Source organism: Clostridium thailandense, from assembly GCF_019207025.1.
GTDB classification, from domain to species: Bacteria; Bacillota; Clostridia; order Clostridiales; family Clostridiaceae; genus Clostridium_AM; species Clostridium_AM thailandense.
In genome coordinates, this window is the sequence record NZ_JAEEGC010000204.1 from 1 (window position 1) to 18,275 (window position 18,275).

An 18,275-nucleotide genomic window follows, 5' to 3' on the forward strand; every position below is an offset into this window, starting at 1 on the left:
CCTTCACTGTCCTCTGTACTCTGTCAACTGTCCTCTACTAATTATTATTACTGTCAGTTATTTATCTAATGTAACTTTCTACTTGTTTCTATGCTTCCATAACCTTTAAATTTTCATCAGTTATTAATTCTGCCTCTGTAGCAGCCCTAATTTGTTCCACTGTATATTCAGGGTTATATTCCTTTAATACAATCCCCTTGTCTTTAATTTCCATAACTCCCATTTCTGTTATAATTAAACTTACTTTTCCAACTGCTGTAAGTGGTAATGTACATTCTTTTAATATCTTTGGAGCTCCTTTAGCAGTATGAGTCATTGCAATAATAACTTTTTTTGCTCCGCTTACTAAATCCATGGCTCCACCCATGCCAGGAACCATTTTACCAGGAACCATGAAATTTGCTAAGTTACCTTTTTCATCTACTTCTAAGGAACCTAAAACAGTAGCGTCTACATGCCCTCCTCTAATAATTCCAAAAGAAGTGGCGCTATCAAAGAATGCAGCTCCTTTTACTACAGTAACAGGTTGTCCACCAGCATTTACAATATCCTTATCTTCTTTTCCTTCTTCAGGCACTGAGCCTAAACCTACAAAACCATTTTCAGATTGAAATACCACATTTATACCTTCTGGTAAGTAATTAGCAACCATAGTTGGAAGACCTATACCTAGATTTACTACATCTCCGTCTTTTAATTCCTTTGCCACCCTCTTTGCTATAAACTCTTTTATATTCTTACTATCCATTATTTTTCACCTCCAACAATGTAATCTACAAATATTCCTGGTGTCATTACATGGTTTGGATCTAATTCTCCAACCTCAACAACCTTTTCAGCACCTACTATTACTAGATCAGCAGCAGTTGCAATTAATGGATTAAAGTTTCTTGTAGAACCGTTATAATAAGTGTTCCCTGATTTATCTACAACAGAACCACCTACTAAGGCTATGTCTGCTCTTAATGGTAATTCTAAAATATATTCTGTATCTCCAATTTTTACTTTTTGTTTTCCTTCTTCTACAATAGTTCCAACTCCTGTTTCTGTTAGAAAACCACCTATACCTGCACCACCACATCTAATTTGCTCCGCTAGTGTTCCTTGTGGTATTAAATCTACTATCATTTCTTTGCTATTCATTTGTCTTCCAGTTTCAGGGTTAAGTCCTATATGAGAAGCTATAACTTTTTTAACTCTCTTATTTTTAACGAGCTTTCCTATTCCTGTATCTGGAAACCCTGTATCATTAGCAATAATTGTTAAATTCTTTACACCTTTTTCTATTATTGCATCAATTAACACTTCTGGAGTCCCTGCGCCCATGAAACCTCCAATCATCAAGGTCATTCCATCTTTTATGCAACCAACTGCTTCATTAACATTTTTAATTTTATTCATATTTTTCACCTTCTCTTTAATTTGTGACTTTTTCATATATTACATGTAGCAATTCTTGTGCCAATTTTAATATTTTTCAATGACATTCTATCTTAAAGTATAATACAACTCACTCTCCATTTAACCACATTAAAACACAGAGGAGCATTTTCATCTTATAGCTAATAAATGTGTAGAGGTTTTCAACACATCTTTAGTAAAAACCGTTGAAAGAATCCACAACCTCAAATATAGTGTAATGAGGTAATAAATGGTATAATAAATTAAAGGTTAAATTGGATAGTATAAATTATGCTATTAAAAAATTTGCTCATAGATAGACCTTTTACAATTATCCATAATAATCCAAATATAGTAATTTATACACTTCATCCTTGATATAGGTTTCATCATCAGAAAGAATATTAGAAGGTTTATAGTCTGAGCTATAAACAAAAGTCTTTATAACTGCGGCCGCAGTCATAACATAAGATGAATGTATTTACAAATAGACATAAGTAATTGCTAAATTATTTTTTAAAAAATATTGATTATATAAAAATAAATGAGTTATAATTGAATTCATGACAATGACAGCCTTTCGTGTTATTTTTGTGCTTTCGAAGATTCAATTATGACCGAAAAAGGGAGCATTGTTTTTTATTTTTTAAAAAACTCTGTAACTCCTGATATATAAAGAAAAATATAAAGGAATAGTGTGAAAAATTTCACACTAACTTAAATTGAATGGGAGGCTAAAGATGGAGAATAATGACAATGTGTATGATCAACTGATGAAGTATGCTCTCAAATCTATGTATTTTACAATTATTACAGATGATAAAGGAATAATATTATTTGTAAGTGAGAACTATGAAAAGTTATTAGGATTAGGTGACGAATCCATTTTAGGACTTCCTATAGAGGATGTTATTGAAAACTCGGGAATACCACGTGTTATTCAAATAAAAAAAGAAGAAATCGGTCATCTCTTTACACTTAAGGATGGTAAAACCGTTGTTTGTAACCGTATACCTATTTTTCATGAAGAAAAATTTTATGGTGTTATCAGTACAGCTACTTTTTATAACTTAAATGAAGTCGATAAACTGAATCAGGAAATTATCGAATTGAAAAAGGAAAATATGTCTTATAGGAAAAAAATCATGGAACTGTCCATAAAACAAAAATTTTCCATAGATCAGGTTATAGGCAAGTCAAAGCCCATAATGGATATAAAAGCTACCATACAAAAATTTGCTTCTTCAAATTTGACTTTTTTAATTACTGGTGATACTGGAACTGGCAAAGAAGTATTTGCAAATGCCATTCATCAACTCAGTGATCGTCAAGATAAAAATTTCGTAAAAATAAATTGTGCGGCAATCCCAAAGGATTTATTGGAATCAGAACTTTTTGGATATGAGCCTGGAGCATTCTCGGGTGCGTTAAAAAACGGAAAAGTCGGAAAATTCGAACTAGCAAATTATGGAACCATTCTTCTAGATGAGATTGGAGAAATGCCACTTTCTTTGCAATCCAAATTGCTAAGAGTTTTACAAGAAAGAGAATTAGAACGTGTAGGCGGATTAAAGACAATAAAGTTAGATGTACGGGTTATTTGCAGTACAAATCAAAATATTGAAGATCAAGTAGCCCAGGGATTATTCCGTAAAGATCTGTTTTATAGAATTAATGTAGTGGAGTTAAAAATTCCACCACTTAAAGATCGATTAGATGATATTTTGCCTCTTAGCAATTATTTTATCAATAAGATAAATAATTCTTTTGGCTTAGGAGTTACTTGTATAAAGAAGGATGTTTTATCACTTTTCAATGAATATCAATGGACAGGAAATGTACGTGAATTAGAGCATGTTTTAGAACGCGCATGCATCATGGCAGGCTCTGGACCTTTGAAAATAGAATACTTTGACTTTCTTCTGCCCCGTATTTACAAAAATGATCATTCATCTGAAGAATCAATTAATAATGAAAACTCCTTAACTGAACTTACATCCAAGGTGGAAAAGGAAAAAATTATAAAAGCACTGATTGAAGTAAAAGGAAATAAATCAGCAGCAGCAAAATTATTGGATATTGATCGAGGTTCTTTATACAATAAATTAAAAAAATATGGGATTGATATTTAAATAATTATTTATAAAACAGCCCCAACACTAATCAAGATTTTTAAGATTGTGTTGGGGCTATGTTATCTACTACTATTCAAGTTTCAACCTAAATCAATGGAAAATCAAAATCCCTGCGATTGTAATTATATTTCCAATTACGAATAATAATACTGAAAAGGCCATTAAGTCACGTAGATCTATTTTTGCAATTGCTAGCAATGGCAGAGCCCACATTGGGCAAACAATATTCCAAATACTTTCTCCCCAAGCAACTCCCATTGCAACCTTCCATGCTGGTACACCAAGTGCTTTCGCAGCTGGAAGCATGAATGGTGCTTGTACAGCCCAGTGTCCTCCTGCTGAAGGAACAAAGCAAGTAATAATAAGAGATGAGAAGTAGCACCATAATTCAAATGTTTTTGGTGTTGCTGCTGAAAGTAACCAATGTGAAATCATTATAACAAGACCGCTGCCTTCCATGATTCCCATTATTCCTGCATATATTGGGAATTGGAATATAATTCCTGAAGCCGTACTACAGCCTTTTCCAAAGGCCTCCATGTATTTAGTTAATGATCCATGGCAAATCAGCCCAGCTACAATAAATGTTAATACAATTGTATTGATATTTATATTAAAGCCATTTTTTGCAAAATATGATATCAAGTAAGTTAAACCCATTAACCAGAATGTAATATTTAAAATTTTGCTTCTATCTAATCTTTCTCCTAAAGACAATGATTTCTTGTCTACAACAGTTTCAGCTATTTCATCTTCAGCATCTGCAAACAATGCAGGGTCTGCAATAACTTCTGTTCCTTTTTTCGGCATCATAAGCAAGCATGCAAATGGAATAATTACAACTAGTCCTATGATTATAAATAAACATTGTGGTGCAAAAATTGTTTGTGTAAGTGGAACCAATCCTATTTGCTTTTCAGCAAAGTGTCCTGGTGTATTTATTAATAGTGGAACTGATGCTGACAATCCACCATGTGTGATAATTATACCAGAAAAGGCAGCTGTTACAATCAAACGAAAATCAGTATCTTTATGATATAGAGCAGCTTCTCTAGCAAGCATTCCTCCAGCAATTAGTCCAAGCCCCCAGTTGAAATAATATAAAAGCATGGATATAAAAGCAATAAATAAAATCGTTTGCCTTGGAGTTTTAGGGATTCTTACCAATCTTTTCAATAATTTATGTACTGGTTTAGACGCTGCTAAAGCATATCCACTAACCAACATAAGAGTCATTTGCATTGCAAATGTAAGTAGATTCCATATTCCGCCTCCCCAATATTGAACTAACTTTAAAGGAGTTGTAGGCGTAAAAATTAAGGCCATAACAGAAACAAACAAAGTGATCAGCCATGCTATTGTAAGTGGAGCTGGTAGGTACTTCTGCATGATTTTCAGAAAAAAGTCTAACATTTTTTTAACCATGATTTTTTTCATCCTTTCTTAATAAATTAATATGATTTTTATTTAGTTGAACTGTGGAGTACTGAACCAAATTTTAATACTTATGTATTTTAGCTTCTTTGGCAGCTCCTTGTTGAATACGATTACCGATAAGTGCTGCTACATCCTTATATGTAGCTCAAATTTATTTTTTAATTTCAACAGCATTGTTGAATTATCTTCTGCTTAGTCTAGTTCTGGAATAGAAAATCTATTCAAATTGTCCGTTGATGGGAATGGTATCTCTTTTGCTTCAAATTCCTTAACAATTTTTACAATTAAGTCATTGAATGGAGTATCAAAGTCAAATTTATCTCCGTTTTGGCACACTATTCCATTGATATAATCAATTTCACAAGGTATTCCCTTCTCCATATCCTGCATCATACTAGCTTTTTGTGGTCTATGTACAGAATATACGTCTCTTAACATTGCAATTGCCTTACTACGTCCAGCAGCATCATCAAATTCAAGATTATAGAAATTTTGGCCTGGTATAATCTCTTCAATAGAAACACCTTTTAATTTTGAAACTTTAATTAACTCATTAGCTACGTGAGCAGCACATGCAGCCGCTTTATCATCATCAATAATTTCTCCAAAGGTGCATCCTAAAGCTGCTGACATTCCGCTTAGAGCACTGTTCATCAAGAGTTTAGCCCAACGTATACCCATAAGATTTGTATTTATTACTGCCTTTCCTGCATATTTTAGGAATTGCTCTACATTCTTTACTTTCTCAGTAACTTCTCCATTTATACTTCCAATTTCTATTATCATAAATTCTGGCTTTGTATATAATTGAGCAACTCCAGGTTGTAACCAACCTCCGCCCCAGCCAACTGTCCCACCAATAGTTCTGTCTTCTCCAAAAATCTCAGCAACAGATTCTTCAGGAATTCCATTCTGAAGTGTACACACAACACTATTTTTATTTAAATGTGGTAAAAGTCCTGGTAAAGCTTTTCTGTTTGCAGTTTGTTTCAATAAAACTATAACTACATCATATATACCTTCCATTTGATCTGGAGTAATTGCCTTAACAGGTACGTTTTTCAAATCTAAATAACCTGTAACAGTAGCACCATTAGCATTTAGCATATCCACATGAGCTTTATTTGCATCAATTAAGATTGCTTCCCCCCCATTCTTTGAAACTACAGCACCCATTATTGTACCTAGCGAACCAGCGCCTAAAATTGCAACTCTCATTTTTAAGTCCTCCTCATATTTTTTATTTCACATTAATCATTCAGCAAATATCATGCCAATTTTCAAAAACCAGAATATTCTTGTGTTTTTTTTTAATTAGTTATAAATATGTGGAAACTTTCAACATATTTATAACAAAATATGTTGAAAATGATTACACTTCAAAAACATACATTTGTTTTTGAATACGTAGTTTTAATAAATAAGTAGGTTTTGCTAAAAAATAAGAGTTGGCATCCTTTTTGCTCTTAATTTACATGAAAGGTGATAACCTTACAATAAATTTTTAATTATTTTTTAAACGGAGGAATTTAAAAATGAGTGATTTAAGTAAAAAAAGAGTAATTTCTGTAGCGATAACTGGTTCGTGGCCAACAAGAGAGGATAATCCAAACTTATCCATTACACCACAAGAAATTGCAGAGGACGTTTATGCATCATGGAAAGCAGGTGCTGCTATTGCCCATATTCATGTACGTAATGATGATGGTTCACCATCTACAGATTTTAAAAAGTACAAAGAAACTATTGATCTAATCAGAGCAAAAAAAGACTGTGACATTTGTATAAATATCACAAGTTCTGGAAGTGTTGACTTCGGAGATGAAGAACGTATTTACCCACTTCAACAATTACTACCTGAATTAGCTTCCTATGATGCAGGTACATTAAATTGGCAGCACAGAACTGTATTCTATAACCCACCTCAGTTCTTAGAAAAACTTGGCCATGCACTTCAAGAATCCAATATTAAACCAGAAATCGAAATTTTTGATGCAGGTATGGTATACAATGCAATTCACTATATAAAGACAGGTGTTTTAAAAGCTCCATGCCATTTCCAAATTGTTCTTGGAGCTGCTGGTGGAATGACAAACACTATTGAAAACTTAGTACATTTAAAAAACATTCTTCCTGAAGGTTCAACATGGGGTGCATGTGGAATTGGTAAAGGTCATATGCCTATTATGTTAGCAACAATTGCAATGGGTGGACATCTTAGAGTTGGTATGGAAGATAACGTTATGTACCACAAAGGTGTTCTTGCAGAATCAAATGCTCAATTTGTTGCTAGAGCAAAAAGATTGCTTGAAGAAGCCGGATTTGACGCAGCTACTCCAGATGAAGCACGTCAAATCTATGGACTTACAAGAAAAGTATTTTAATAACGTCCTTTGATTAATTTACATATGATAGGAGCAATGTGGTTATGAAAGGTCTTAAGATTAATGAATTATCAGTAGGGCAAACGGCGTCTTTTTCAAAAACAATTACAGAATCAGATGTTTATTTGTTTGCAGGAGTTACAGGAGATATTAATCCAGCCCATTTAAATGAAGATTATGCAAAGAATACTTTCTTTAAAGGCAGAATCGCTCACGGAATGTTAAGTGCCGGATTAATCTCAGCAGTTATAGGTGTGCAGCTTCCAGGACCAGGAGCAATTTACGCTTCTCAAACACTTAAGTTTCTTGCACCTGTACGTTTTGGGGATACAATTACAGCAGCTGTGGAGATACAAGAGATATATCCTGAAAAAAACCGAGTTGTTTTAAAAACTTATTGCACTAATCAGAATGACGTCATGGTAACTTCTGGCGAAGCAGTAGTTCTTCCACAAAAATAAAAAACATCAGAAGGCATCTTACAATTAGTTGTTAACTAATCGTAAGATATCCTTTCAAGTTTGCAGAGAGGATCATTTATAACAACTCTATGAATGATCCTCTCTGCTTTTTACATTTTTTTGAATTTTAAAAGCACATATACTACAGACTTTAAAACTTCATACAAAAAATCTAAATTATAAAAAATGGGGGATATATTATGTCAATTAAAAAAAAGATTCCAATTTTCATGAGTATTTTGTTAGTATTTTCTATAATAATAACAACTATATTTACATACTTTCAATCGTCAAACAATCTACTTAATGAAACTCAGCAATCCCTTTCAGTTGTTAATAGAGGCTCTATGGAAACCATAGTAACTTTAATAGAAAAAGAACAAGCAGGTGCAAAAGTAATAGCAAATAATAAATTAGCTTATGAGGTATTAAAAAAGGGACAAGAAAATAGTAATTCAAATGAATATGGACAACTTGTTAATGAAAGCAACGAATGGTTAGCTGATTACGTAAAAAATAATCCTTACTATGAAGTACCATTTATTGCAAATACAAATGGAATCATAGTTACTGACGGTAATCCTAAAAACATTGGAATAGATCTTTCAAAGGGAGCATATGTAAAAATAGTTTTAGGGGGAAAGGATTCTATTAGTGATGTTCTTGTATCCAAGTATTCTGGAAAACAAATAGTTGTATTTGCAAGTCCTATATTAGATAATAATACTGTTATTGGCTTTGCAGGCTCTATTGTCTATTGTGAAGGGATTGCTAAATATCTTAAAGAAGCAAAATTAGAAAATTATAGTTCCAGTTTTTCCTATTTAGTAGATATATCAGGTAATGTGTTATATCATCCTACTGTGGATAAAATAGGAAAACCTGTTGAAATTTCAAATATAAAACAAATTATAGATGAAATAAAAAACGGACAAGAATTAAAAGGTGGAGAAATAAGTTATAATTATTCAGGTAAAACTAAAATCGCATCGTACAATATAATACCTGGAACAAAGTGGATATTGGTTTTAGAAACTGACAAATCCGATGTGCAAAAATCTATAGCTCACATTACAGCTATGCTAGTAAAAATAAACATAGTTGTTTTGATCATTTGCATTATTGTTGGTATATTTTTATCAAGGAGGGTGACAGACCCTATTATTGATATGACAGAATTAGTAAATAAAACCTCAAATTTAGATTTAACCCATGAGAAAAAGTACGAAAAATATTCCAAATACAAGGATGAAGTAGGGGATATTTTTAATTCCATAGCAAATATGAGAAATGTTTTACGTGAAGTATTAAACCATCTTGTTAACATTTCCTCTAAAATAAATGATAACGCAGTAAACGTAGACATTCTTACAGAAAAGCTTAAACAATATGCCCATGAAACATACAGTGAGTCCAAAATCCTATCATCCGGAATGGAAGAAGCTGCTGCAAACTCAGAAGAAATATCAGCATCTGCTGCTGAAATGGAAAATGCCATAAGGAACATTGCTGAAACATCAGAAAATTCATATAATAATTCTTTAAATACATTAAAAAGAGCTAATGAATTAATGAAGGCTTCAGTAACTTCAAAAGAAAATGCAGACAGGATATATGACATTGTTAAAAATGAGTTAGAAGAAGCTATTAACAATTCAGGTGCTGTATATGAAATTAATAATCTGGCCGAAGCAATTTTACAAATAGCATCTCAAACTAATCTTCTTGCTCTTAATGCTGCTATTGAAGCTGCTAGAGCAGGTGAAGCCGGTAAAGGATTTACTGTAGTTGCCGATGAGGTTAAGAAACTTGCACATGAGTCTGCTGGTATTGCAGCTAATATTCAAAATACTATTCAAAAGGTTATAACCTCTGTAGCCGATTTATCTAGTAATTCAACTAAAATACTAGACTTTATAGAGAACAATGTAAAGGTTGATTACGAAGATTTTCTAAAAACAGGCAAACTATATTATAAGGATGCTGAAGACTTCAGAACTGCTATGCAAGAATTTACTGCGACTTCTGAAGAGCTAAATACATTTATATCTGCCATTGTAAGTTCAATAACCCAATCAGCTCAAATCATTAATAATGGAGCTGAAGGTGTTTCTAAAATATCTGATAAAACTAATATTATAGATTCTAGATTAAAGGATATAAAAGATAGTTCATCTAATAGCATTGATAGTGCTGAACAGTTAAAAGAATTAATATCCAAATTCAAAATATAAAGCTGCGTGTTTAATATAAAAAAACACCTTAATTCAAAATAATTTTAATTTAACCTGTAGAATTGTAACAAAGTTAAGGCATGTAGCTCTATTTTTTAAACTACATGCTTTGGTTATTTCAAAAAAATTTTTTATTTTCTTCTTCAATAATAAATAAGTATATCTTCAAAGCTTTTTCTTTTGGATAAAGTCTCTAAATTCTTTTATCATTATCATCTCTTTTTTTCTCTATATACCCTGCTTCAATAAGTTTCTGTATAGCTTTTGTTGTCGTAGTTTTATCTACTTTTAAAAGGTTTGATAAATCAATTTGATTAATTCCTTGGTTTTCACAGATCCTTGTTAAAAATATAAATTGACCTTTTTGTAGATTTATTTCTTTAAATTTAATATCGCTTATAGAATGAATGCACCGGAACAGAGTTCCTATCTCCCTTAATATATGGCTATCTAGGGTTTTAATAAGACTTCACCTCCTATGAAATTAGTTGAAAGTTCAACTATATTACATTTATAATAGCATATATTAGTTGAAATTCCAACTAATATATGCTATGTTTTTATCAATCCATATCTTAGCTCAAATCTAACAAAATAACCCTTATAAAATTGCTCAAAATAATATTTTCTGTTTCCTAAACCTCTATTTTTTATATTTTTCAGCATTATTTAAAACTTTTTCTAGGAACTTTATAGAAATCTCAACCTCTTTGTCTTCGTTGCCTTCTATTAAAATACTTGCCCAGCAATTAATAATTTTTGTGATTATCGGAATTATATTTTTCCCTTTATCTGTTATATAAAGCTTATATGCTCTTGTGTCCTCTACATTATGTTCTTTTCTTACATATTCAAGTTCCGTTAGCCTTTTTATAGTCCTTGTAGACATAGCTTTGTCAACATTAAGTCTTCTGCTTATATCATTTTGACTTATGCCTTCATTTACATTTAATACAAGTAAATAAGGATAACTTCCAGTAGTAAGTCTAAATTCTTCTAGCTCTTTGTCAATATATATTTGAGTACATCTATATATGCTGTTAGTTAACTTAGCTAAAGATATTGCATTATTACTCATATATTTTAGTCCTCCTTTATCCACTATCCACTTTGCATATTTTTCTCTTATAACTTAAACTTATTGATTTGTAATTCAAGTTCCATTGATAATTGTTTCAAAGAATTTGCATCAATTAAAAACTTGTTCATCATCATTGCTATCTCTTCAGCAGATGCTGAAACTTCTTCTGTACTTGCAGCAATTTCTTCTGATACTGCAGATATATTTTGCATTTTACCAACTATTTCATCTTTACTATTAGTGGTTTCTAGTGTTTTTTCTTTAACTAATTGAATTTGTGAAACTACTTGATTTATTGAAATTGATATTTCAGTAAATATAGATTTTGTTTGAAGAACAGCTCTATCCTGCTCTACCACAATATTCTTTGTTTCTTCCATTGCTTTAACTGATGCTTGTACTTTATCTTTAATACTATTGATTAATATTTGAATTTGTTGAGTTGCAAAAGTGGATTGTTCAGCAAGTTTATGAATTTCATCTGCAACTACCGAAAACCCTTTACCCGCCGCACCTGCTCTTGATGCCTCTATTGCTGCATTTAATGCCAATAAGTTAGTTTGTGACGCTATGTGATTAATAGTATCAACAATAACACTAATTTCATTAGACGATTTATTTACATCATATATAATATTGCTCACTTCCGTTGTAGATTTATTAGTGTTATAAGCCTTCTGAGTAAGAACTTCTACTACTTTTACTCCCTTTTTAGTTAACTTATCTGTACTTTCTGACGCGTTAGACATTTCATTTGTAAGCTGAGATATATTATCAATCTTATTACCCAACTGTTCTAATTCATGAACTCCTTCTTCTACGCTCTTTGATTGATCTAAAGTTCCGCTTGAAACTTGATCTATTGTTGTCGCCACTTCGTTAACAGCATCACAGCTTCTCATAGCCATTAAGGCCATTGTAGCTGAGTTTTTATTCAAAATATCAGCAGACTTTTTTACATTAGATACTAATTCCCCTATACTATCAAGCATTATATTAAAATCAGTTCCTAACTGACCGAATTCATCTTTGCTCTTAATATCCGTTCTAACTGATAAATCTCCATTAGATGCCTTATTAAATTCCATTTGTAACTTGTCTATATTTTTAGTAATCATTCTACTCACAATTAATGCTGATATTCCCGAAATTACAAGCATTATGAAAATAACTAAAATTGAATATTTTTTTAAGGAATTGAGATCATCATTTATTTCAGATCTAGGCATCGATGCAAACAGCTTCCAATTTGTTAATTTATTTGTGCTATAAATAATAATTTCATTTAATTTTCCATCACTATATTCTTGAAATCCTGATTCTTTATTTTTAGATTTTTCCCATATCGGTAGCTTTTTAATTTTATCTGTCCCTATTAAAGTTTTATCAGGATGGGCTACTAAAATACCTTTTGAATCAGCTACAAATACGTAACCTTTCTGTCCAATCTTTATATCTGATAATTTGCTTGACAATTTATCAAGATTTATAGTTACTCCTACAACTCCAATTACTTGTCCATTATTTTCAATAGTCATGGATACTGTAATAAGATTCTTTTTAGTTAATAATCCAATATATGGGTCAGAATAAAATACCTTTCCCTTATTAGCCACAGCACCTATATACCAAGGTCTAGTTGTTGGGTCTAGTGTTGTACTGCTTTCAGGATATACATATACTTTTTTATTTGTTAGTCCAAATATAACAGTTTCAATGCTATCATTACTAGATTTTATATCTTTAAAAATAGCTTTTACTACTGATTCATTTTCTGGATGTGTTGTTATTTCTTTTAGATATGAATTATTGTCTATAAATTTTAAAGGAATACATATTCCTTCAAAAAAATTTTCTATTCCTCTATTAACTTCTTGAATTGTTTGATTAGTGGACACTTTAAACCTATTTCTTATAACGCTATTGGTCTTAACATTAGAACAAATGCCTAATGATATTATTGGTATAATGCCAATAACTATCATAATGGCCATCAACCTGTTTTTCATACTTGCGAACACTCTTTTCATGTTTCTTTTAGCTTTCACAAATTTACCTCCATTATCTTTACAGATTACTAACACATTTGAAAATAAGTATAGTCTTTAATTTTCTATTGAAAGTGGTCTTTCATTATCAACCTTATAAATAGCTATTTTACAAAAGTAGTCCATAAATATGATATAGGCATAACAAGTATAAGAGCAGGTAACATATTGGCAATTGCAAAAGCTTTTATACCACTTATACGGAAACCTGTTGCTAACATAATCATGCCACCGCAAGCCGTAAAATCTGAAATCATTGAAGGTGTAGTCATTGGCAGTATGATTGATGCGCTGAAAAACAAACATATTAATACAGCAAACTGCGGAACACAAATAGTTAAAACTATGTAACCAAGAGCTGTTGCAAAAATTGCTGCTACAAAAAAGTCAAGAAATGACTTTGCTAATAATACCGAGTAATCACCAGTCATTCCTTCCTTTAATGCCCCAAATATTCCTGTTCCGCTGGCAGAAAATAAAATTACTATACCAACAAATTTTTCCATGAATTCTTTTTGATTATCTACAGTTCCCTTATTAGAAAAGATTCTCTCAATTGGTCCACGTATACGACCTACACACCACTCAATTCCCTTTTCAAATTTAATTAACTCACCTAGGGCACTTCCAAGAATTAAAGATAAGACAACTGCAGGCATCGTATTCATTTTTAATATTAAGTTTACTCCCATAGCCATAGATGCTACTCCAGCGGTTAGAGGCAAAGCTGTACGGGTTCGTTCTGGAATTTTATCTCCTAAAACTGCTCCTATTAAACCTCCAAAAAATACTGCTAGACTGTTAACTATAACTCCAATAGGCATATTTATCTTCCTTTCATTGTTTTATAATTTTAAAATTGATTTATTTGCTTAATAAATCCTTGTTTCAATAATTCTATAAAAATCAGCCTATATCTTAATCTCTTTGACGCTTAAAGATATAGGCTGATTTTATTATCTATCGTCTTGTGGTAAACAGAATCCTTTGCATCAGATAGAGTTTGTCTTGCTTTTTTTAAGTTTTTCTAACCTACAACATTAATGCTATAGCTGAAAATCATCTATTTTAATACATTTATCAGTTCACCAATCTTTTCAATACTAACAACTATTTCATCTCCAGACTTTAACCATTGCTGCTTGTCTTCTGGATAGGTTGAAACAGCTCCACTAGGGGTTCCAGTAAAGATAATATCTCCAGGTTTCAATGTCATATAACTAGATATATAACTTACAATTGCAGCACAATCTAAAACCATGTCCCTAGTATTGCCATTTTGTCTAAGAGCTCCATTTACTTTACATTTAATTTCTAGATTTGCAGTATCAATTTCATCAGCTGTTACCAAATATGGTCCGATAGGTGCAAAGTGGTCACAGGTCTTTCCTAACAGCCATTGATGGGTTATACATTGAAGCTCCCTAGCAGCCAGGTCGTTTCCAGCAGTATATCCGAATATATAGTTAAGTGCTTCTTCCTTAGAAATATTTTTAGCTTCTTTTCCCATGACAATAACTAATTCTGCTTCATAATCAAATTTTTCAGCATTTTGGGGTAGTGAAACAATTTGGTCATGTGCAGCCAGTGTATTGTTGAATTTACTGAATATAATCGGCTGCTTTGGAATATCTTTTCCAGCTTCTCTATAATTTAAAGCAATGCAAAGAATTTTTTCTGGTTTTATTACAGGAGGTGCATAAATAATTTCTTTTTCTGGAATTATGTTAGTTTCCTTCTGTATTAATTGAGACAATTCAGATAGAGCTTTTTCTCCTCCTTCAATGACTTCTTCTACAATGGCATACGCCCTAATAGAATGATCTTCAGCAACTTTTGCTACATCTATAATACCTTGCTCGTTTTTAATACCTAACTTAATTTGTTCTCCAACTTTAAAGTTGACTAATTTCATAGCAGCTTCTCATCTCTCTTCCTTTAATCTTATACTACTTCACTTCTGCTATATGGCTTCCTTATCTTTTCTTTATTGATATTTCTACAGTCTATAGTTATAATTTGCATAATTATATTTAAATTCATTTTACATTAGATTTTCTCTAACTAAACCAAGTTCTTGAGCTGTATCTACTACTGCTTTTGATACAGCTTCACAAACACCTCCATCAAATACACTAGGTACTATATGATTTTCATTTAGCTCACTATCCTTTATTAATCCAGCGATTCCCTTTGCAGCTGCGATTTTCATATCATCGCATATATCTTTTGCTCTGACCTTTAATACACCATTAAACATCCCTGGAAAAACTAATACATTATTAATTTGGTTTGGAAAATCTGATCTTCCTGTAGCTATAACTCTAGCTCCACCTGCCTTTGCTTCACTTGGCATTATTTCTGGAGTAGGATTAGCTAATGCAAAAACAATACTATCTTTATTCATTGTTTTAACCATTTCCTTAGTTAATACATTTCCATCTGAAACACCTATGAACACATCCTTATTCTTAATAACATCTGCTAAGGTTCCTTTTTCCAAACCTCTATTAGTTATCTCCACCATTTTCTTTTGTGCTTCATTTAATGTATCATCACCTTTAACAAGGGCTCCATTAATGTCGCATAAGACTATATTTTTAACTCCTGCATACATTAAAAGTTTAGCTGTAGCGATACCAGATGCCCCTGAACCATTTATAACAACTTCTACTTCTCCTATATTTTTCTTAACTAATTTTAGAGCATTATACAATCCTGCTAGTACTGCAATTGCAGTTCCATGTTGGTCATCATGATATACAGGTATATCTAATAACTCTTTCAATTTATCTTCAATGTAAAAACATTCTGGTGCTTTAATATCTTCTAAATGTATTCCTCCAAAACCAGGAGCAATATTCTTTATTGTATTCACTATATCATCAGGCTCTATAGAATCTAGACTTATCGGAATTGCATCAACATTTCCAAATTTCTTCAATAACAATGCTTTACCTTCTACCACAGGTAGTCCTGCTTCTGGTCCAATATTACCTAATCCAAGGACTGCTGTTCCATTTGTAACTACAGCAACGGTTTTTCCTTTCATTGTATACTGATATGCATTATTCTTATTCTTAGCAATTTCTAAACAAGGTTCAGCGACTCCAGGAGTGTATGCTAGTGCTAAATCTGCACCATTTGTTACAGGCATAGTACCGACAACCTCTATCTTACCTCTTTTTTCTTTGTGTAATTTTAAAGATTCTTCTTGTACATTCATAGTTTTTGTCCTCCCTATTGCTACCTTTCAACATATTATCTATTATTGACAGAAGCTTTATTTAAAGTAATATTATATTTCACAGGTAACGTTTTCTATACTTTTATTATATAAAACGTTTTCTATAATGTCAATAACCTTTGATTTTTCTTTATTAGTTTAATATCAACTTTATCAATATTTAGAAGATATTCTCTCAATCGGCCCATGTATACTTTAATTATAAAAAAATATTTTTTACAACATTAATAATCTACAAATTTTCCAAAAATAAAATACGCATTATCATACATGTATTTCCAAATCGGCATGATAATGCGTATATTTTTCTTAATTTTATGAATCAATCTTTATTTAAGGCGCAATTTCCTCCAAAGATTTTCCACTTGTTTCAACCATTCGCATAGCTACTAATGAACCTATAATACAAATAGCTGCAAAACCAGCAAATACAGATGCAATTCCTTTAGCATCTAATACAAATCCAATTATCATAGGTCCTATTGCAGAAGCTAGACGTAACCAAGTTGTAGCAAATGCAGTCCCTATGGCTCTCATTCTTGTAGGATATATTTCTGGAGTATAAAGATAAAGTAAAACAGTAATTGATCCTACAACACCATAAGATAATGATCCTAAATACATAACACTTTTTGCAGATGTTGCTCCATTTAAGAAGAGTGCTCCAAGTAAACAACCAGCAACAAGGAAAGCCACAGTTGCCCATCTTCTACGTCCAATCTTATCAATTAAAAACGCACATGCCAATACTATACATACTTGAACAACATTTGTAAGGGAAGCTGCATGTAAAGATTCTGATAAAGGAAGTTTGTAGACAGTCTTATATAAACTAGGAAGCCAGTTATTTAAACCATTAGATATAAAATATGCAGAGAACCATAATGTCCATACAACCAAAGTTCTAACGCGGTAGAATGGTGAGAATAATTCTGTCCATTTTGATTTAACTGCTGTTTTATTTACATCCATACTAACAGGTACACGTACATCTGTACTTGCTTCCATTTCTTTAATAACATGTTCAGCTTCATCGAATTTCCCCTTAGTAATTAACCAACGTGGAGATTCCTTAAGTGTAAAGAAAAGTGGTAAAATAACTAAACCTGTTACACCACCTATCAAGAATATCCATTTCCACCCATAATGTGGTACAATAAAAGCTCCAACTTGTGCAGTTAACATCAAACTAATAGGGAATATCATCTCATATAGCATGAAGAATTTTCCACGTCCATGTGCTGCTGACAGCTCATTTATATAGGTAGCAGCAATGGGAACTTCTCCTCCTAATCCAACGCCCTGTAGGAATCTAAATGTAAATAACATATTAAAATTCCCAGCAAACATACATGCAATTCCCATCACAGACATTAGAAAAATAGCTCCTTTTATACTAAATACACGACCATAACGTTCCGCTATAGTACCAAAAATCAGTGCACCTAGCGCCTGTCCTAAATATCCTGATGCAATCAACAAACCTATTTGACTAGGCTTTAAATGCCACATACCAATCAATACAGGAAGTGCATATGCAAGGGATAATGAATCGAAGCCATCAAAAAAGGTAGCACTACCTATAATAACACGCGGCTTAATATGCCATCGTGAAAAAGGAATACTTGCCAGCCGTGTAAGGAGTTCTGAGGCACGATTTGTGGAAGAACTTTCTATTCTTGCATTCTCACTCATAATTAATTATCATTCCTTTCGCTGTGCCAAAGCACAAAAATTTCGAAATCGTTTACCGTTAGTATTATTCAATATGCGTTTCTTAATGCTAAGAAACGCATATATTATCGTACTAAACTAAATTAACCTTAGGAACACCTGAAAGTTCTACT

At 32.0% G+C, this 18,275-nt stretch carries 15 protein-coding genes; 4 read left to right on the forward strand and 11 right to left on the reverse strand.

Annotated elements, in window-relative coordinates:
• Positions 1–88: 88 nt before the first annotated feature.
• Both I6U48_RS28060 and atoD read right to left on the reverse strand, forming a co-directional pair.
• Positions 89–748: a 3-oxoacid CoA-transferase subunit B gene (locus I6U48_RS28060; RefSeq protein WP_218323816.1), complete on the reverse strand. Its 660-nt coding sequence runs from the start codon at positions 746–748 to the stop codon at positions 89–91.
• A complete protein-coding gene (atoD, locus tag I6U48_RS28065) occupies positions 748–1,401 on the reverse strand; it encodes an acetate CoA-transferase subunit alpha (protein ID WP_218323817.1) in 654 nt (217 codons plus the stop codon). The genes I6U48_RS28060 and atoD overlap by 1 nt, the downstream gene beginning before the upstream one ends.
• A 740-nt stretch (positions 1,402–2,141) precedes the next feature.
• Here atoD and I6U48_RS28070 point away from each other — a divergent pair.
• Complete coding sequence (locus I6U48_RS28070) at positions 2,142–3,533, forward strand: sigma-54 interaction domain-containing protein (RefSeq protein ID WP_218323818.1); 1,392 nt, start codon at positions 2,142–2,144, stop codon at positions 3,531–3,533.
• 93 nt (positions 3,534–3,626) lie between these two features.
• On the opposite strand, the gene I6U48_RS28075 is transcribed toward I6U48_RS28070, so the two are convergent.
• Together I6U48_RS28075 and I6U48_RS28080 are read right to left on the reverse strand one after the other, a co-directional pair.
• Positions 3,627–4,961 carry a short-chain fatty acid transporter gene (locus tag I6U48_RS28075; RefSeq protein ID WP_218323819.1) on the reverse strand — a complete coding sequence of 445 codons (1,335 nt, stop codon included), beginning with the start codon at positions 4,959–4,961 and terminating at the stop codon, positions 3,627–3,629.
• Between the two features lie 204 nt (positions 4,962–5,165).
• Positions 5,166–6,191: a ketopantoate reductase family protein gene (locus I6U48_RS28080; RefSeq protein ID WP_218323820.1), complete on the reverse strand. Its 1,026-nt coding sequence runs from the start codon at positions 6,189–6,191 to the stop codon at positions 5,166–5,168.
• A gap of 317 nt (positions 6,192–6,508) precedes the next feature.
• Here I6U48_RS28080 and I6U48_RS28085 point away from each other — a divergent pair, with 317 nt between their 5' ends.
• From I6U48_RS28085 to I6U48_RS28095, 3 genes are all read left to right on the forward strand, one after another.
• Complete coding sequence (locus I6U48_RS28085) at positions 6,509–7,357, forward strand: beta-keto acid cleavage family enzyme (protein ID WP_218323821.1); 849 nt, start codon at positions 6,509–6,511, stop codon at positions 7,355–7,357.
• Positions 7,358–7,401: 44 nt separating this feature from the next.
• Entirely contained in the window at positions 7,402–7,818 is a 417-nt protein-coding gene (locus I6U48_RS28090) for a MaoC family dehydratase (protein ID WP_218323822.1), read from the forward strand.
• A 200-nt stretch (positions 7,819–8,018) separates the two neighbouring features.
• Complete coding sequence (locus I6U48_RS28095; protein ID WP_218323823.1) at positions 8,019–10,052, forward strand: methyl-accepting chemotaxis protein; 2,034 nt, start codon at positions 8,019–8,021, stop codon at positions 10,050–10,052.
• A 193-nt stretch (positions 10,053–10,245) separates the two neighbouring features.
• Here the strand turns inward: I6U48_RS28095 and I6U48_RS28100 are convergent, their stop codons facing one another.
• The 7 genes from I6U48_RS28100 to I6U48_RS28130 all read right to left on the reverse strand — a co-directional run bounded on the left by I6U48_RS28100 (position 10,246) and on the right by I6U48_RS28130 (position 18,123).
• Positions 10,246–10,515 carry a MarR family winged helix-turn-helix transcriptional regulator gene (locus I6U48_RS28100; RefSeq protein WP_376774609.1) on the reverse strand — a complete coding sequence of 90 codons (270 nt, stop codon included), beginning with the start codon at positions 10,513–10,515 and terminating at the stop codon, positions 10,246–10,248.
• A 180-nt stretch (positions 10,516–10,695) separates the two neighbouring features.
• The gene (locus I6U48_RS28105) at positions 10,696–11,130 is read right to left on the reverse strand and encodes a MarR family winged helix-turn-helix transcriptional regulator (RefSeq protein WP_218323824.1); all 435 of its coding nucleotides are present in this window, start codon (positions 11,128–11,130) and stop codon (positions 10,696–10,698) included.
• A gap of 47 nt (positions 11,131–11,177) precedes the next feature.
• The gene (locus I6U48_RS28110) at positions 11,178–13,181 is read right to left on the reverse strand and encodes a methyl-accepting chemotaxis protein (RefSeq protein WP_218323825.1); all 2,004 of its coding nucleotides are present in this window, start codon (positions 13,179–13,181) and stop codon (positions 11,178–11,180) included.
• Between the two features lie 104 nt (positions 13,182–13,285).
• Positions 13,286–14,005, reverse strand: coding sequence for a DUF554 domain-containing protein (locus I6U48_RS28115; RefSeq protein WP_218323826.1), 720 nt, complete (start codon positions 14,003–14,005; stop codon positions 13,286–13,288).
• 239 nt (positions 14,006–14,244) lie between these two features.
• Positions 14,245–15,096 carry a fumarylacetoacetate hydrolase family protein gene (locus I6U48_RS28120; RefSeq protein WP_218323827.1) on the reverse strand — a complete coding sequence of 284 codons (852 nt, stop codon included), beginning with the start codon at positions 15,094–15,096 and terminating at the stop codon, positions 14,245–14,247.
• Positions 15,097–15,225: 129 nt separating this feature from the next.
• Positions 15,226–16,407, reverse strand: coding sequence for an NAD(P)-dependent malic enzyme (locus I6U48_RS28125; RefSeq protein ID WP_218323828.1), 1,182 nt, complete (start codon positions 16,405–16,407; stop codon positions 15,226–15,228).
• Between the two features lie 354 nt (positions 16,408–16,761).
• Positions 16,762–18,123, reverse strand: coding sequence for an MFS transporter (locus tag I6U48_RS28130; protein ID WP_218323829.1), 1,362 nt, complete (start codon positions 18,121–18,123; stop codon positions 16,762–16,764).
• Between the last annotated feature and the right edge of the window lie 152 nt (positions 18,124–18,275).

What these genes read in the sequence shown, in the direction of transcription:
- I6U48_RS28060 (WP_218323816.1), bottom strand. Translation starts at nt 748, where the DNA reads ATGGATAGTAAGAATATAAAAGAGTTTATAGCAAAGAGGGTGGCAAAG.
- atoD (WP_218323817.1), bottom strand. Translation starts at nt 1,401, where the DNA reads ATGAATAAAATTAAAAATGTTAATGAAGCAGTTGGTTGCATAAAAGAT.
- I6U48_RS28070 (WP_218323818.1), top strand. Translation starts at nt 2,142, where the DNA reads ATGGAGAATAATGACAATGTGTATGATCAACTGATGAAGTATGCTCTC.
- I6U48_RS28075 (WP_218323819.1), bottom strand. Translation starts at nt 4,961, where the DNA reads ATGGTTAAAAAAATGTTAGACTTTTTTCTGAAAATCATGCAGAAGTAC.
- I6U48_RS28080 (WP_218323820.1), bottom strand. Translation starts at nt 6,191, where the DNA reads ATGAGAGTTGCAATTTTAGGCGCTGGTTCGCTAGGTACAATAATGGGT.
- I6U48_RS28085 (WP_218323821.1), top strand. Translation starts at nt 6,509, where the DNA reads ATGAGTGATTTAAGTAAAAAAAGAGTAATTTCTGTAGCGATAACTGGT.
- I6U48_RS28090 (WP_218323822.1), top strand. Translation starts at nt 7,402, where the DNA reads ATGAAAGGTCTTAAGATTAATGAATTATCAGTAGGGCAAACGGCGTCT.
- I6U48_RS28095 (WP_218323823.1), top strand. Translation starts at nt 8,019, where the DNA reads ATGTCAATTAAAAAAAAGATTCCAATTTTCATGAGTATTTTGTTAGTA.
- I6U48_RS28105 (WP_218323824.1), bottom strand. Translation starts at nt 11,130, where the DNA reads ATGAGTAATAATGCAATATCTTTAGCTAAGTTAACTAACAGCATATAT.
- I6U48_RS28115 (WP_218323826.1), bottom strand. Translation starts at nt 14,005, where the DNA reads ATGCCTATTGGAGTTATAGTTAACAGTCTAGCAGTATTTTTTGGAGGT.
- I6U48_RS28120 (WP_218323827.1), bottom strand. Translation starts at nt 15,096, where the DNA reads ATGAAATTAGTCAACTTTAAAGTTGGAGAACAAATTAAGTTAGGTATT.
- I6U48_RS28125 (WP_218323828.1), bottom strand. Translation starts at nt 16,407, where the DNA reads ATGAATGTACAAGAAGAATCTTTAAAATTACACAAAGAAAAAAGAGGT.
- I6U48_RS28130 (WP_218323829.1), bottom strand. Translation starts at nt 18,123, where the DNA reads ATGAGTGAGAATGCAAGAATAGAAAGTTCTTCCACAAATCGTGCCTCA.